Consider the following 16,058-nt stretch of genomic DNA (forward strand, 5'->3'; position numbering starts at 1 on the left):
AAGCCTCTGGCGCATTTCTACTTGAGGTAGAAGAATGGCGGAATGATGTTTGAACACGCGGACGGCAATCCCGTCCTGGAACTCGATGATGAGCAGTCGTGGCGGCTTCTGGCGGCGACCCAGCACGGCCGGCTGGTGGTCTCCGTCGCCGGAGAACCGGACATCTTTCCTGTGAACTATGTGACCTCGAACCGGAAGGTCTATCTGCGCACCGCTCCCGGGAACAAGCTCGCGCAGCTGACCATCAACTCCAAGGTGCTGTTCGAAACCGACGGCATCCTGTCGCAGGAGGCGTGGTCCGTGATTCTCCGCGGGACGGCACGGGTCCTCAGCAACTCGGCTGAGCTTGCGGCGATCGAGGAACTTGGACTGAAGACCTGGGTTCCCACCCTGAAGGACTTTTACGTGGAGATCGAGCCGAAATCCGTCAGCGGCCGCCACTTCGTGTTCGGCGAACAGCCGGAACGGGAGATCTAGGCACTCCTAAACTGGAGAGATGCCGGATACTTCCAGCGCGGACACGTCGACTGCGGACAAGCTCACCCCTGAGCAGCGCAGCTGGAACATGTCCCGGATCCGCGGCAAGAACACCAAGCCCGAACTGCTGGTGCGCCGGATCCTGCACGCCAAGGGCTACCGATACCGGCTGCACGGCACATCCGGCGGCAGTAAGCTGCCAGGCAACCCGGACCTGGTGTTCGCCGGACGGCACAAGGTGATCTTCGTGAACGGCTGCTTCTGGCATTTCCACGACTGCAGGGTGGGTTTGCACGCGCCGAAAGCCAACGCCGAGTTCTGGGCTGCGAAGCGTGCCCGGACCCGCGAGCGCGACGCCGGCCAACGCCGCCAACTGGAAGACGCCGGCTGGGAGGTGTTGACCGTCTGGGAGTGCGAACTGAAGAATCGTTCAGCCCTGGAGTCCCAGTTGGTGCATTTCCTCGAAGCCGGCGCCTGACAGAAGGATCTTGAGCGGATCTTTAGCTGCTGCCGCCACTGGCCTTGATCCCCGACGGGCAGGATAGGCGGGTTGCCTCGATCGGGCGGCCCGCCACTGACAGTTTTAGAGCAGCTATCCCCTATCCCCTAACTTCTCCGGGCCAACAGGGCGGACTTGAACGCCGAAACCGACGAGTCACTGCTGTTGATCCGCCAGTCAGTCTCCTTCTGCATGTGGAACCAGACAAAGCCCATCACGTCAGGCTGGGCCGCCAGGTAGGACACCAGGTCCGTGTTCCAGGCGGCTTTCGAACCGCCCAGCTCACTGGACGCGGTCTCGGCGATCAGGACGGGCTTGCCGGGCGCCAGGGTGCGAAGCTGGGAAATGCCGGGGGCAAAGAGATCCACCGGTGAAACCCAGCTGCTCCAGGTTTGCGAGGTGCCCCAGTTATAGCCGTCCAAGGCCACAATGTCCGTGTAGCCGGCGCCGGGGTACAGACCGGCCAGGTCAGTCGAGCCCCAGTAGGGCACGTTCGGCGACCAGACCCATTGGACGTTGCTGGCGCCCGTCGCGGCAACAACATCGTGCACATGCCGCCAGGCGGCCACGTATTCTCCCGCCTGGTTGCCGTTGACGCCTTCAGCCCACGGATACCAGTTGCCGTTCATTTCATGGGCAAAGCGCAGCATGACCGGCTTGCCACAGGTAGCAAGGGACTGGCCCCACTGAGTGATGTAGGCGTCGAAGTCCCCTGCGGTGATCCGGGCCAGGGCGTAGGCGGGCTGGTCTGCCCCGCCTCCCCATGCCCAGGGCTCCCAGGTGACCAGAGGTGTGGCTCCTCGCAAGCGGACTGCATCCAACTCGGAAACAGGCGGGGCCTGACGGAAATCCGTGTAGCTCATCACCACGGAAGGGATTTCCCCTGCAAGGTTGGCCACGTCGTCCAACTCAGTGCCGGCCAGGGGTCCGCCCGGGGTTGCCACCCCAAAGCGCAAGGCCGCCGTACTGATCGCGGGCGGTTGCGGCGCGGGTGCAGGAGCAGGAGCGGGGGCTGCTTCAACCACGAACGTGGCCGAGGCCTTGATGGACGAGGTCTTCGCGGTGATGGTCAGGTTCCCGGTGGACGTGGCCGGAATGGTGATGCCGGTACTGAAGGCACCCGTTGAGGTGGTCTGGAACGCGAAAGTTGTGGAACCCAGAATCACGGTACCTGTGGTGGAGGCCTTGAACCCGGTGCCGGTAACAGTGACGGCCGAACCGGCCGGACCGGAAGCCGGCGTGAGCGTGATTTGCGGTGAAGTGGCTGCGCCGGCGGGCTGGACGATGGACAAAGCCAGTCCAGCGCCGATTATGAGCGCGACAAATAAGGTCCTTAGTGTTCGGAACACGGCAATCTATCCCCAGATTGAAAGGCGGCTACGGCCGCTGATGACGTCAATGCAGAAAGCACCGGCCTCGATCCTATTGGCAGAAATCCGCAGTCCCATCAAGAAAACCACAATTCTTGCCGAGTCTTCTGCGAGGTCGCGCGAACGGTCCTAACCTGAAACAGAACAAGGTCCCCCGCCTGAACCCCCCGTTTTCCGCAGTACCCAAAACCAGCAGAAAGGAGTGTCATGAGCACGTCAGATGATGCCCCCAGGCCGCTGGTGGACCAGTCGGTCCTGGACCGGCTGCGGGATGAACTCGAAGAGGAAGAAGGCTACAGCCGGGTCTTCGTCGGGAATTTCATCGAGTACCTCCCCCAACGGCTGGGCAAGCTGCGGCTGGCCCTGACCACCGGCGACCTGGAGGGCTCCATGGACGCGGTCCTGAGCCTGAAAACATCAAGCCAAATGGTGGGCGCCGAACGCCTGGCCGGTCTGGCCCTGGAACTGGAGAACGAAATCCGGGCTGAGGCCCGCCACGCCGACATGGCCGTGGTGTTGCCCAGGCTCGCCGCCACGTACCTGCGGCCCATCACCCAGTGCAGCAGGCAAACCATGCACCGGCTGCAGGCTCAGTGCTGCCCCGGCGCCAAACGGTAACCAACCCCGCGGACGGTCTGCAGCCACCGCGGCTGCTGCGGCGAGTCACCCAGCTTCTTGCGCAGGTTCCCCATGTGGACCTCCACGGAACGCTCGTCGGCCTCGCTGATGTAGCTGCCGACGTCGTAATCCTCGTCGCGGAGCCGCCGCACCAGGTCGGACTTTGTCCGGACAGTCCGGCCCGCCTCCAGGAGCGCGTACAGCAGTTCGAACTCCGTGCGGGTCAGGTTCATCTCCTTGCCGTCTACGCTGACAGTCCGTGAGGCGTAGCTGAGCTCCAGGCCGTTGTGGCTGAAATTCCCACGCTCCGGGTGTGCAGCGCCGTCCGGGGAAGCATCAACCGCAACCTCGCCGGGGTCGGGAACGGACCGCGGCCGGCGCATCATGGCGGCAACCCGCGCCCGCAGTTCCCGCGGACGGAAAGGCTTGGTGAGGTAGTCATCCGCACCGGATTCCAGCCCAATAAGGGTGTCCAGTTCCTCGGCACGCGCCGTCAGCATGACGATATAAGCGTCCGAAAACTCGCGGATCTGCCGGGAAACCTCAAAGCCGTCGATGTCCGGCAAACCCAGGTCCAGGGTAATCACATCAGGATTCAGGCTCTTGGCCATCAGGACGCCCTCGGCGCCGCCGCTGGCGACAGTGACGTCAAATCCAGCCTGGGTCAGCACAGTGCGAACCAGTTCCCGAATGTCATGGTCATCCTCGATGACCAGACCCACACGTGCCTCACTCATAGAGCCCCCTCAGTGCCAACGTCAGAAGTATAGCTGGCTGCGGATATCCTGCTGGTATGGTCTCGCACAGCCCGACGTCCGCGTCCTCCGCGCCATGAGCAACCCCACGGCCTGGTCCACGGGAGCGCTGCGGTTTTTCAAACGGCCCTTTCATGAATACCGGCTGACCGACCGGGTGGCGATGAGCCAGATGCCGTTGTTCGTGACCACTATCCTGACCGCCCTGCTGATGTGGGCGTTCTTCCCGGTGACCATGAACAACCCCCTGTTCGTCACGTTCCTCGTCTCGCAGCTGGCCATCATGGCGCTTTGCTACGCCATTCCTTGGGAACGGTTGCCCTACACCAGCTTCCTGGCCATCCCGGTGCTGGACTTCGTCTCCATCGCCGCTGGCAGGGAAGGCGGCCAGGAAAGCCTCACGGGCATCAGCCTGCTGGCGGTTTTCCCGGTCATCTGGCTCTGCGCCTCCGGGTACTACCCGCGGACGGCCCTGTGGCTGTCCTTCCTGGGACCGCTGGCCATAATTTGGGTGCCGCTGCTCGTGAAAGGCGACTACACCCCTCAGGACTTTGCCCGCTCCCTGCTGTTGCCCGTCATGATGCTGGGCATCGGAGTGTCGGTGAGTGTCCTGACCCTGAGCATGATGCGCCAACAGAAGCAGCTCGAGGAGAAGGACGAGCAACTGCAGGCCAACCTGCGCAGCAGCAAACGCCAGGAATCGCTGCTGAACACCATCCTTGACACCGTGCACCTCGGTGTCCTGGCCGTTGACGCCGATGGCCACGACATCCTCATGAACCGCAAGCAGCGCGCCAACCACGAGCTGGCACGGCCAAGGAACATTGCCGATCCCAACGAGTCGCAGCTGCTGGTCTACGGGGCGGACCGGAAGACGCTGATCCCCGTCCAGGAGCGTCCAGTACGCCGCGCAGTCCTGGGTGAGACCTTCACCGATTACCTGGTGTGGCTCGGTGAGGGGCAGGACCAGCGGGCACTGGTGACCACGGCTCGCGCCATGAAGGACTCGGACGGCAACTTCACCGGCTCGGTGATCGTTTTCAGTGACGTCACGGACCTGGTGAACGCGCTCACCGCCAAGGACGACTTCGTCTCAAGCGTCTCCCATGAATTCCGCACCCCGCTCACCTCCATCCTGGGTTACGTGGAAATCCTGCTCGCCGATGAACCGGATGATCCGCAGCGCGACATGTTGGAAATCATCCGCCGCAATTCCGAACGGCTCCTGACCCTCGTGTCGGACCTGTTGTCCAGCCGGGACGGCCAGCTGATCGTCACGCCCCACCCCGTGGATGTGGCCGAGCTCGTCCGCAGCAGCGTGTCCTCGGCGATGCCCCGGGCGGCCGCGGCGGGCGTCGAACTGCAGGCCGACGCCCCGGAACGGCTGGAAGCCTATGTGGACAGCGCCCGGATAGCGCAGGTCCTGGACAACCTGGTGTCCAACGCCATCAAGTACTCCCCGAACGGCGGCAAGGTGGTGGTGTCGGTGGCCCAGGAGGACGGGCACATGGCCTGCAGCGTCACGGACACCGGCATGGGCATGACCCCGGAGGACGCCTCCGAGGTGTTCGCCAAGTTCTTCCGCACCAGCAGCGTGCGGCGCACTGCCATTCCCGGCGTCGGGCTGGGGCTGCCCATCAGCAAGGCGATCGTCGAGGCGCACGGCGGCACCATCGGCGTGGAGAGCACCTTGGGCGAGGGAACAACGTTCACCTTCCGCGTGCCGGTATGAAAGGAACGACGGCGGCGGGCGGCCGGAGTGCGTCAGCCGTTCCGGGCCTGCCGGGCTACTTCGCCCCACGACTGGCGGGCGAGTTCCTGGATTGAGGCGAGGATGGCCGACGGCGGCTGGCTGAGGTCCAGGGGAAACTCCACGATGTCGATGTCGGTGTTCAGGATGCGGCGGAGTTTCACCTCGCCCCTGCCGGCGTAGACCAGCCAGGCGGTGGGAACGGCCAGCGCTGTGCAGTGGGCCAGCATCTGGTAATGGTCGGCCGTCAGGGAGGCACCGGCATCCGACGCCGCCCGGTACTTGGCGTTGTAGGCCACCACCGGCCGCCCGCCCAGAAGATGAACCGCGCCAGGGCGCACGGACAGCCGGTCGGAATCGCGCACCGCCTCGCTCAGGAGGGCGTTGTACCGCAGCCGCAGTTCGCCCGGATACGCGGCCATCGCGCTGCGCAGCGCGGTTCCCACGAAATCCTCGAAAACCTGCGCCATGTCCACCACGAACGATGCCGTCTGTTGCCTGCCCTCGCCGGCTTCGGCGGACGCGTTGCGCAGGATCAGTTCGGCCAGGCGGAGCACAGCGTGGTACCGCAGGTTCAACCTGGTGGACTTCCACGGCGGGACTGGAGCGCCGGCTGGAAGGCGGGTGACGGCGTCGAGCTTTCCCTTCAGTTGGCGCAGCCGGCCCAGCACCTCGGGCCGCACCCCCGGCACCTGTCCCATCCGCTCAAGCGCGGCGCGCAGGATCCTGTTTTCGGTGATGTCCTCGGTGAACTCGTCGTAGGAGACCTCCAGCGGAACCAGCATGCCGGGCCGGCGGGAGATCTGGTCCGAAATCCGGATCCGCCCCTTCACGGTCCGCAGGGACTCGTCCACCGTGAGGTAGCCCTGCAGCACGCCGCGGCCCAGCGCCCGTTCAGCCAGCTGGGCCAGCGATTCCGCCAGCGCACTCCACAGGTCCCGCTCCTCCTCCGCTGCCACCAGGTCCGGCCGAAAGCCCTGCTCCCCCGCATAGCCCAGCAGGAACAGGAGCCGGCTCAATCCCAGCCGGTCCTTGGGCCGGACGTCCAGCTGGAGCGTCGGTGTCCGCACCGAGCCCACCTTGCCCACCGGCTCGATCCGGTACAGCCCCATCCCCATGGGGGAAGCCTTGGCCAGGCCGCTGGAGTTCAGGAAGGAAGCGCTTGGTGCGTCCAGCCGTTCCACCAGGCCGCCGGACAGCTCGTCCAGGACCAGGTGCCGGACGGGGCCGGTTGAAGTGCCGAGCACCCGGGGATCAGCGCGCTGCAATGCGTCCCAGCAGCTGGTCCAGCCCGAAACGTTCCTCCAGTTGGGCGCGCGTGAGTTGGCCGTGGTAGTGCTCCTCGAGCAGCGGCATCAGCTCGTACTTCCAGATCCTGCGCAGCCCGGCAGGGGTCTGGGCTGCCGGCTTCATGAAATAGGACGGCCCGATCATCAGGTCCCGGTCCCACTCATCAATGGCCCCGTTCAGCGCGTCCAGCAGCAGCGCCGGGGCCGGGTCAAGCTGCCTGGCCTGCAGGAACCGGAGCAGGGAACCCTTGACCGGTTCCGTCTGCGGGTGCAGCTCGATGAAGGAGAACCGGCGGCGGATGGCGGCATCCATCATGGCGATGGACCTGTCCGCCGTGTTCATGGTGCCGATGATGTAGAGGTTGTCCGGCAGTGTGAACGGCTCGTTGGGGCTGTACTGCAGGTAGATCCGGTCGTCCCGGTATTCCAGCAGGAAGTACAGCTCGCCGAACACCTTGGCCAGGTTGGCGCGGTTCATCTCGTCGATGATCAGGAAGTACGGCTTCTTCCCGTTCCCGGGCTTGGCGGCTTCTTCTGCCAGGCGCCGCAGCGGGCCGGCCACCAGCTTGAAGGACACCTGCCCGTCGTCGGTCTTGTCCGGCCGGTAGCCCTCGAAAAAGTCCTCGTAGGCGTAGGACGGGTGGAACTGGACCAGCTTGACCCGTTCGTCCGTGGTGTCGTCAGCCAGTTCCGCGGCCAGGTGCTTGGCCAGGTAGGTCTTGCCGGTGCCGGGCGGGCCGTAGAGAACCAGCTGCCGGTTCTCCTCCAGCAGGTCTGCGATCTCCTGCAACGGTTCCAGCTCCATGTGCAGGGAGGCGGCAAATTCCTGCGTCAGCGGCCGGAAGCCCTCCTGGACAGGGAGGACGACGGCGGCGCCTTCAGTGTCGCCGTCGGGCTCGGTTTCGGCCTCGGCAGGCAGCAGCGCCTGGAGCGCCTGCACCACCCGGGTGGTGTCCACCACGATGCCGGGGGTGGCCAGCTGCCGCTGGACGTGCCGGGGCAGGCTGGTGGTGGTGTGCCCGTCGTCGAACCACCGCACCTTGCGCCGCAGCCGGCGGTTGTCGTCGTTGTATTCGGGTTCCCCCAGCACGCCGCCCAGCCGCACCGTCCCCGCGTGCTGGTAGAGCACCAGGTCGCCAGGCTTCATGACGGTAAGGAAGGCGAATACGGCTGTCTTGGTGTCCTCGCGTTCCACGTAGCCAAGGTGCTTGTAGTCCTCGTCCACCGCGTGCTGCACCACGCCGGCGCTGACACCAGGTTCGAGGGTACGGAGATGTTCGACGTCGAGGGTCACCTTCTCGTCGCCGTGCCAGGCGGTGAGCAGCTCGGCATTGTCGCTGTGCGTCCTGAGCAGCCAGGCGCGCCGCCCCGGGTCACCAACCTTGCGCCACTGGCTGACCAGCTGGCGGGAGTACCAGTCGATGCGCTGGCCGGCCTGCTCGTCCAGGTGCAGGCGGATGCGGTGGATATCAGCCGTGATGTCCTCTTCGGTGTCGCCCTTGGCGCCGCCCACGAGTGAGGCGAACGCATCCCTGATTTCCTGCCGCTCCACGTCTGCCACCACCGGTTCAAAGTAGCTGGGCCAGGCCAGGAATTCGATGCTGCGGCGGATGGCCGGCTGGTCATCAGGGGTGGAGGCAGCGAGGCGGTGGAACTGCACAGGGTCCTTGATGGCCGCCTGCACCACGCTGGCCGGCCGCTGGGCAACGTTCCGGACGAACCGGCACAGCCACTTCAGGTGGTCCCAGATGGTCCAGTTGAATTCTGCGGTGCGGTCACGGATCACGCCATGATCCGTCATCCCGGCGTACAGCTCCTCGGGAAGTTCCAGCGGCGGCTCGAGCCAGCCCGCAGCCTCCGCCACCCGGGCTCGCTTGACCTTCAGTGACTTCACCTCGTGGGCCAGCGGAAGGGACTGCAGGAAGAGCAGCTCGACGGCCAGCTGCTTGGCCCCGCGCGTGGCCCCCTCCAGGTTTTCGCGGAGGTTGGTCATCATCGGCGCCTTGGAATCCGCGATGCCCCGTTCCAGGCGGTCGAGCAGCTCGGCGGCAGCAGGAGCAGACCACGTCCTGGTCCGCCCGTCCAGGGGCGACGCCCTCCCTTGGAGCCCTGGCCCCAGTACAAACCAGGCCGCGTCCTCGATCTCCCTGGAGATGCCGAGGGCGCGGGTCATGGCAGCGGTGGCGGTGGGGGTCATGCCCTCAAATTTACAGGGTCAGGCTGGACCCCCGCTTCACGCCGGGTGGACTGCCGAAGCGCAGCAGCGGCTATTTTCCGCTCAAGGACCCTTTTCTTCCGAAGATGAAGTAGCCCATCGGTCCGATGAAGTTGACGAAGGACGCTGCCCGCCACGCGGCCTTTGGCCCGTTGATCAGCTCAGCGGGCCTGCGCGAAATGTCGCGCTGGGCGGCAACCAGCAGTGACACCTGCACGATCGCGGTGAGAATGGTGCCAACCTTGCTGCCCGTGGACATCTCTTTCCAGGTCTTCTTCTTCCGTGCTGCGCGGGTCTTGCCCATCCGGCTCTTGTCCGCCGCCTTCTTGTTCAGTGCCTTCTTGTTCAGGGCCATCAGGCTTCCTTTCACTGTGTTTTCGGGGTTCCAGTCAGGTGTTCCCAGTTCAATGTTTGCTGTGTGGTCGCGGCCAGAGTCTTAGTGCCTATAGGGGGCCATGCGCTCTTTTTGCTCCTGCGTGAGCCGTTGCACCCGACCCGTCGCCTCATCCACAAAGGCCAGGTGGCTGCTGGCCTTCACGCAGTCCTCCCCGGTGACGGGGTCCTGGAGCACGTAATGGATGTCAAAACTGGCTCCCTTGACCGCGCCGATCCAGACCTGCACCACGGCCGGAACGTTGCGGTACTCCAAAGTCCTGACGTAGCGGATCTTGTGGTCCACAATCAAGGCCAGCGTGCCCTCTGGAACGTCGTTGAATAGTGACACCGGGGGGTCGATGCCCGGACGGCCGGCACCCCGCGGTGGGCCGAAGGCCCCGATCCGCGCTTCCTCCAGCATCCTGACGATCTGTACGTTGTTGATGTGGCCGTAGGCGTCCATGTCGCCCCAGCGCATCGGTACCAGGACCTCGATGCGCTGGCCGCCGTGCGCGCTCAGCTGTGCACCGCCGTCGAATCATCCGCCGGCACTTCCCCGGCGTCCGCACCTGCGAACTGCGACATGTACAGGCGGTGGTAGGCGCCGCCGTTAGCGAGCAGCACCTGGTGGCTGCCCTGTTCCACGATTCGTCCGTTCTCCATGACCAGGATCGTATCGGCATCGCGAATGGTGGAAAGCCGGTGCGCAATCACGAAGCTGGTCCGGTCCGAGCGCAGCGCGGCCATGGCCTTCTGCACCAGCAGTTCGGTGCGGGTGTCCACGGAGCTGGTGGCCTCGTCCAGGATCAGCAGCGACGGGTTGGCAACGAAGGCGCGGGCGATGGTGATCAGCTGCTTCTCGCCGGCGCTGACGTTGTTGCCTTCTTCATCGATCACGGTGTCGTAGCCCTCCGGCAGTGCCCTGACGAAGCGGTCCACGAAGGTAGCCTTGGCAGCTGCCATGACCTGCTCCTCTGTGGCGTCGAGGTTGCCGTAGCGGATGTTTTCGTAGATGGACCCGCCGAAGAGCCACGCGTCCTGCAGCACCATGCCCACCTTGGAGCGCAGCTCCGAGCGGCTGAGATGGGTGATGTCCACGCCGTCCAGCATGATGGAGCCCGAGTTGAGCTCGTAGAAGCGCATCACCAGGTTCACCAGGGTGGTCTTGCCGGCTCCCGTGGGTCCGACGATCGCCACCGTGTTTCCGGGCTCCGCCGTGAAGGACAGGTTCTCGATGAGCGGCTTGTCCGGGGTGTAGCTGAAGGTCACGTCCTTGAAGTCCACGTGCCCATCGGTCTTGGCCGGCAGGTGTTCGGTGGCGGTTTCGGCATCCTGTTCCTCGGCGTCAAGGAACTCGAAAACCCGCTCCGAGGACGCCACGCCGGACTGGAGCATGTTGGCCATGCCCGCCATCTGGCCCAAGGGCTGGGTGAACTCGCGGGAGTACTGGATGAACGCCGTGGCGTCCCCCAGGGACATGGCGCCGGACGCCACGCGGAGGCCGCCCACCACGGCAATGCCCACGTAGCTGAGGTAGGAGACGAACTGCATGACGGGGAAGATGATCCCGGAGACGAACTGCGCGCCGAAGCTGGCCCTGTAGAGTGCCTCGTTGCGTTCCTCGAAACGCGCCAGCATGTCCGCATCGCGGCCGAAGACACGGACCAGGTCGTGCCCGGAGAAGGACTCCTCGATCTGGCCGTTCAGGGACCCGGTGTTCTTCCACTGGGCGGCGAAGAGCTTCTGGCTCCGGGCCCCGATCAAGCCGGCAGCCACACCGGACAACGGGAGCGCGATCAGGGCAATCAGGGCGAGCTGCCAGGAGACGATGAACATCATGATCACGATGCCCAGCACGGTGAGCACGGAGTTGACCAGCTGCGCAAAAGCCTGCTGGAGTGCCTGCTGGATGTTGTCGACGTCGTTGGTTACCCGGGAGAGGACGTCGCCGCGCTGCCGGGTGTCGAAGTAGTTCAGCGGCAGCCGGTTCAGCTTGTCCTCGGTGTCATTGCGGAGGCGGCGGATGACCTTCATGACGATGCGGTTCAGCACGTAGCCCTGCAGCCACATGAAGATGTTCGCCACGAAGTACATGACCAGGACGATGGCGATAAGCATGGTGAGCTTGTCGAAGTTGATGCCGGTGCCGGGGACCAGCTCCATGCGGGACACCATGTCGGCGAAGTTGTCCTGGCCCTGCTGGCGCAGGCCGGCCACGAACTGCTCCTTGCTGACCCCGGCGGGCAGCTGCTTCCCTACCACGCCGGCAAAGATCACGTCCATGGCCTGCCCGAGGATCTTGGGGGCGATGACGTTCAGGACCACGGAGATGACCACCAGGCCCACCACGGCGTAGATGCCCAGGGCCTCGGGCTTCAACAGGCCCATGAGCCGCTTGGCTGAGGGCCAGAAGTGCTCGGCTTTCTTGGCGGGCATGCCGCCGAACATGTCCCCGTCGGCTTCCGATGGGGTGAACTCCTCCTCGAGGAATTCGTCTTCTGGGTTCCCGGCGTCCGCAGCTGCCGTGGTGGCCGGACGTGTCTCTTCCACGGCAATGGAATCCTTCCTGCGGGGGCTCATGCCACTTCCTCCACGCTCAGCTGGGATTCGACAATTTCCTGGTAAGTGGGCGAAGTTTCGAGGAGTTCCTCGTGTGTGCCCCGGTCCACGATGCGTCCATTGTCCAGCACCAGGATCTGGTCCGCCCCGGTGATGGTGGAGATCCGCTGGGCCACGATGATGACGGTGGCGTCCTTGGTGGTGCCTTTGAGAGCGGCGCGGAGCCGGGCATCAGTGGCCACGTCCAAGGCGGAGAATGAATCGTCAAAGAGGTAGACCCGGGGTTTGGTGACCAGGGCCCGGGCAATGCACAGGCGCTGGCGCTGGCCGCCTGAGACATTGGTGCCGCCCTGCGAAATCCTCGAGTCCAGCCCGTTCTTCTTCTCCCGGACAAAGGACTCCCCCTGCGCTACCCGGAGGGCATCCCAGAGTTCCTGGTCCGTTGCCTCGGTCTTGCCGAACCGAAGGTTGTGTTCGATGGTGCCGGAGAACAGATAGGGACGCTGCGGCACCAGGGCAACGCGTTTTGTGATCTCGGCACGGTCCAGCCGGTCCACCGGGACACCGTCCAGCAGCACCTGCCCTTCGACGGGGTCGTAGAGCCGCGGCAGGAGGGACAACAAAGAGGTCTTCCCGGCGCCTGTGGACCCGATGATGGCGATGGTCTGCCCGGGACGGGCGGTGAAGCTGATGTTGCTCAGCACCGGAGACTCGGCGCCCGGATAGGCGAAAGTAACGTTCCGGTACTCAACTACGCCGGTGAGTGAGTCCGGGGCCTGCGGATTCCGGGGGTCGTGGATGGAGGGTTCGACGGCCAGTACCTCGCCAATGCGGTCCGCGCAGACGGAGGCGCGCGGGATCATCATGGCCATGAAGGTGCCCATCATGACAGCCATCAGGATCTGCAGCAGATACTGCAGGAACGCGGTGAGCGAACCCACCTGCATGGCGCCGGCGTCCACCCGCTGCCCGCCAAACCAGAGCACTGCCGCGGTGGACAGGTGAAGGATCATGCTGATGGCCGGGAACATCAGGACGAACAGGGCACCGATGCGGAGCGAAACGTCCGTGAGTTCCCTGTTGGCGCCGCCGAAGCGGTCCGTTTCATACGGCTCACGCACGAAGGCCCGGACCACGCGGATACCGATGATCTGCTCACGCAGTACTGCGTTGATCTGGTCGATCTTCCGCTGCATGGACCGGAACAGCGGCATGAGCCGGACCACCAGGTATCCCACCACTACGGCCAGCAGCGGGACGGAGACCCAGACCAGCCAGGACAGGCTGATGTCCTCGCGCAGCGCCATGATGATGCCGCCAATGCACATGATGGGGGTGGCCACCATGAAGTTCAGCCCCATCAGCAGCAGCATCTGCACCTGCTGGACGTCATTGGTGCCGCGGGTTATCAGTGTGGGCGCGCCGAACGCGCTGACATCCCTGGCGGAGAAGCTGGTGACCTTGCCGAACACCGCGCGGCGCAGGTCCCGTCCCACGGCCATTGCCGTCCTGGAGCCGAAGTAGACGCCGGCGATGGCAGCAGCGACCTGGGCGAAGGCCACCAGGAGCATCACCGCGCCGGTGCGCCAGATGAAATCGGTGTCTCCGCGCGCCACGCCTTCGTCGATGATTTGGGCGTTCAGGCTGGGCAGGTACAGCGCAGCGATGGTGGAGGCGAGCTGGAAAATGACGACAGCCAGGATGTACGGCAAATACGGCTTGGAGTAGCGCCGTATGAGGGTGAGGAGCATGGACCCAACTCTAGTGTTGGCCACAGACAATGAGGCCCTTTGGCGGCATCTTTTCCTCTCTGCGATGCGCTGTGAAGGGGTGTGTGGGCCAAGGGCGTCCCGGGCGGGCGCCGCATGCAGGAAAACCGCAGCCCGCACCCGGAGGTTTTCCGGGTGCGGGCTGCGGCTTTGGTGTAGCCCGTGGCTTCAACCGGGCGGACCAGGAATGGCAGCTGACGGGCTGCTGTCCCAGCTACAGCCCTGAACCGCTACTGTCCTTGTCCCTGCTCCTGTTCCCGGTCCGCCTCGGAAGCGGCAGAGGATGCGGCAGTGGCGGGTGCGGCGGCGCTGTGCCTGCCGTGCCCGGCCAGGTACAAGGCGGCCGCTGCCTGGATCTTGCGTTCCTTCAGGAGCTTGCGCTGCAGCCTGCTGAGCTCTGCGGCAGTGGCGGCCTGTTTGGAAGCAACGTCCTGCTGGGAACGGTGCTGTTCCTGGATGTCCAGCAGCATGTTGCCCAGTGCGGCCTGTTGGCGGGCCAGCAGGTGCTGGGTGTCCTGCAGTTTCTGGAGGGTGGCGGCGGCGCTGGCGATGGCGTCGGCAGCCTTGTCCACGTTGTCCGCGGACCGCAGGTCCAGCTCCTCCGAGCGGAAGCTCCGTGCGAAGACATCCTCAAAGTCCTCCGTGGCCACCCGTCCGGAGGCTGCTGCGGCAGCGGAAGCACCGCCGTCGTACCTCTTGGCCGGCGCGTCCGGAGCAGCTGCACGGGCAGCGCTGCGGGCCGCCACTCCGGCTCCGGAGGGGATGTCCCCGTCCGCGGCGCTGCCGGAAACCATGGGCAGCTGCCCCGTCATGGCGGTCATGCCTGCTTCACCGGCGGCGTTGGCCTGCAGGGTGGCTTTGGGCGTGATGTCAACGGTCTTGCGCAGCGGGACTTCGTTGATGAAGATCACGGCGATGAGTGCAACCACGCTGACGACGGCGGAGATCATGAAGATGCCGGCCGTGGCGTCACCGTAGGCGGCGCGCATGATGTCGGCGATCGGTGCGGGCAGGTCCTTGAGGTCCAGCGTGGCACCGCTGTTGCCGCCGGGCTGGATGCCCAGCTTGGCGAGTCCGTCGGTGGCCAGGTCCTTGACGTGGTTGGCCATGACGGCGCCCAGGACGGACACGCCGATGGCACCGCCTACGGAGCGGAAGAAGGCAACGGAGGCGCTGGCGGAGCCGATGTCCTTGGCCTGGACGGTGTTCTGGACGGCGAGGACCAGGTTCTGCATGAGCATGCCCAGGCCGATGCCGAAGATGCCGGTGTAGAGGCCGGTCTGCCACAGTTCGGTGGTGTGGTCCATGGTTCCGGCGAGCGCCAGGCCGCCGATCAGCAGGATGGTACCGCCGACCAGGAAGCGCTTCCACTTGCCGTAGCGGCTGATCAGTTGGCCCGAGACGACCGAACCGATGAGGTTGCCGGCGATCATGGGGAGGGTCAGCAGGCCGGCCTCGGTGGGCGTTGCGCCGCGGGCCACCTGGTAGTACTGGCCCAGGAAGGTGGAGGAACCGAACATGGCGATGCCGACAGCCACGGACGCCACGATGGCCAGTGCGGTGGTGCGCTCGGAGATGATCTTCAGCGGGATGATCGGTGCGGACACCTTGGACTCAACCAGCACCAGCAAAGCAAGCAGCAGGACGCCGCCGCCCACCATGACGGCGGACTGCCAGGACCACCAGTCGTAGTAGTCGGCCTTGCCGGCGAAGGAAACCCAGATCAGGAGCAGGCTGACGCCGGAGGTCAGCAGGATGGCACCGAGCCAGTCGATCTTGGCAGGACGCTTGACGTGCGGGATCTTCAGCGTGATCTGGAGCAGGATCAGGGCGACGACGGCCAGCGGCACGCAGACGAAGAAGGTCCAGCGCCAGCCGAGGGAGCTGTCCACGATGAAGCCGCCCAGCAGCGGGCCGCCGGCAGTACCGACAGCCATCACGGCGCCCATGTAGCCGGAGTACTTGCCGCGTTCACGGGGCGGAATGATGGAGCCGATGATCGCCTGCGCCAGCGCGGTGAGGCCGCCCATGGCAATGCCCTGGATCACGCGGGCCGTGAGGAGGAACGGGATGCTTTCGGAGAAGCCGGCCATGACCGAGCCGGCAACGAAGATCACGATGCTCAGCTGGACCAGGATCTTCTTGTCGAAGAGGTCAGCGAGCTTGCCCCAGATGGGGGTGGTGGCCGCGTTGGCCAGCAGCGCGGCCGTGATGACCCACGCGAAATCCGTCTGCGTGCCCTTGAGTTCGGACATGATGGTGGGCAGCGCGTTGGCAACGATGGTGCTGCTCAGGATCGCGGTGAAGAACGCAGCGAGCAGGCCGGTCAGGGCCTCCATGATTTGCCGGTGGTTCATGGGTGCGCCGGGCTCGTGGCGCTTG

General features: G+C 65.1%; 13 protein-coding genes. 4 read left to right on the top strand and 9 right to left on the bottom strand.

From position 1 onward, the window contains the following. Positions 1-42 precede the first annotated feature (42 nt). Both QF031_RS15875 and QF031_RS15880 read left to right on the top strand, forming a co-directional pair. Positions 43-477 carry a pyridoxamine 5'-phosphate oxidase family protein gene (locus QF031_RS15875; protein WP_142130942.1) on the top strand — a complete coding sequence of 145 codons (435 nt, stop codon included), beginning with the start codon at positions 43-45 and terminating at the stop codon, positions 475-477. Positions 478-496: 19 nt separating this feature from the next. Then, a complete protein-coding gene (locus QF031_RS15880; RefSeq protein WP_307430231.1) occupies positions 497-955 on the top strand; it encodes a very short patch repair endonuclease in 459 nt (152 codons plus the stop codon). A gap of 128 nt (positions 956-1,083) precedes the next feature. Here the strand turns inward: QF031_RS15880 and QF031_RS15885 are convergent, their stop codons facing one another. Next, complete coding sequence (locus QF031_RS15885) at positions 1,084-2,274, bottom strand: glycosyl hydrolase (protein WP_370874571.1); 1,191 nt, start codon at positions 2,272-2,274, stop codon at positions 1,084-1,086. Positions 2,275-2,553: 279 nt separating this feature from the next. Here QF031_RS15885 and QF031_RS15890 point away from each other — a divergent pair, with 279 nt between their 5' ends. Beyond that, positions 2,554-2,964 carry an Hpt domain-containing protein gene (locus QF031_RS15890; protein ID WP_307430239.1) on the top strand — a complete coding sequence of 137 codons (411 nt, stop codon included), beginning with the start codon at positions 2,554-2,556 and terminating at the stop codon, positions 2,962-2,964. Here the strand turns inward: QF031_RS15890 and QF031_RS15895 are convergent. Beyond that, positions 2,937-3,701, bottom strand: coding sequence for a response regulator transcription factor (locus QF031_RS15895; protein WP_307430242.1), 765 nt, complete (start codon positions 3,699-3,701; stop codon positions 2,937-2,939). The two genes, QF031_RS15890 and QF031_RS15895, sit on opposite strands and share 28 nt — an antisense overlap. Positions 3,702-3,795: 94 nt before the next feature. Between QF031_RS15895 and QF031_RS15900 the strand changes: the two genes are divergently transcribed. After that, on the top strand, positions 3,796-5,451 hold the full coding sequence (locus tag QF031_RS15900) for a sensor histidine kinase (protein WP_307430245.1): 1,656 nt from the start codon (positions 3,796-3,798) through the stop codon (positions 5,449-5,451). 32 nt (positions 5,452-5,483) lie between these two features. Here the strand turns inward: QF031_RS15900 and QF031_RS15905 are convergent, their stop codons facing one another. From QF031_RS15905 to QF031_RS15935, 7 genes are all read right to left on the bottom strand, one after another. After that, positions 5,484-6,737: a 5-methylcytosine restriction system specificity protein McrC gene (locus QF031_RS15905; protein ID WP_370874519.1), complete on the bottom strand. Its 1,254-nt coding sequence runs from the start codon at positions 6,735-6,737 to the stop codon at positions 5,484-5,486. Further along, positions 6,724-8,955 carry an McrB family protein gene (locus tag QF031_RS15910; RefSeq protein ID WP_307430247.1) on the bottom strand — a complete coding sequence of 744 codons (2,232 nt, stop codon included), beginning with the start codon at positions 8,953-8,955 and terminating at the stop codon, positions 6,724-6,726. The genes QF031_RS15905 and QF031_RS15910 overlap by 14 nt, the downstream gene beginning before the upstream one ends. Before the next feature lie 70 nt (positions 8,956-9,025). Next, positions 9,026-9,328, bottom strand: a complete 303-nt coding sequence (locus tag QF031_RS15915; protein WP_370874520.1) for a PLD nuclease N-terminal domain-containing protein — start codon at positions 9,326-9,328, stop codon at positions 9,026-9,028. 81 nt (positions 9,329-9,409) lie between these two features. After that, positions 9,410-9,826 (bottom strand): acyl-CoA thioesterase, encoded by a 417-nt coding sequence (locus QF031_RS15920; protein WP_307430250.1) that lies wholly within the window; start codon positions 9,824-9,826, stop codon positions 9,410-9,412. Positions 9,827-9,864: 38 nt separating this feature from the next. Next, positions 9,865-11,928: an ABC transporter ATP-binding protein gene (locus QF031_RS15925; RefSeq protein ID WP_307430252.1), complete on the bottom strand. Its 2,064-nt coding sequence runs from the start codon at positions 11,926-11,928 to the stop codon at positions 9,865-9,867. After that, complete coding sequence (locus QF031_RS15930; RefSeq protein ID WP_307430256.1) at positions 11,925-13,658, bottom strand: ABC transporter ATP-binding protein; 1,734 nt, start codon at positions 13,656-13,658, stop codon at positions 11,925-11,927. The genes QF031_RS15925 and QF031_RS15930 overlap by 4 nt, the downstream gene beginning before the upstream one ends. A 248-nt stretch (positions 13,659-13,906) precedes the next feature. Continuing rightward, positions 13,907-16,033 carry an MDR family MFS transporter gene (locus QF031_RS15935; protein ID WP_370874572.1) on the bottom strand — a complete coding sequence of 709 codons (2,127 nt, stop codon included), beginning with the start codon at positions 16,031-16,033 and terminating at the stop codon, positions 13,907-13,909. Positions 16,034-16,058: the final 25 nt, after the last annotated feature.

The sequence above is a fragment of the Pseudarthrobacter defluvii genome (genome assembly GCF_030816725.1).
Lineage (GTDB): Bacteria > Actinomycetota > Actinomycetes > Actinomycetales > Micrococcaceae > Arthrobacter > Arthrobacter defluvii_A.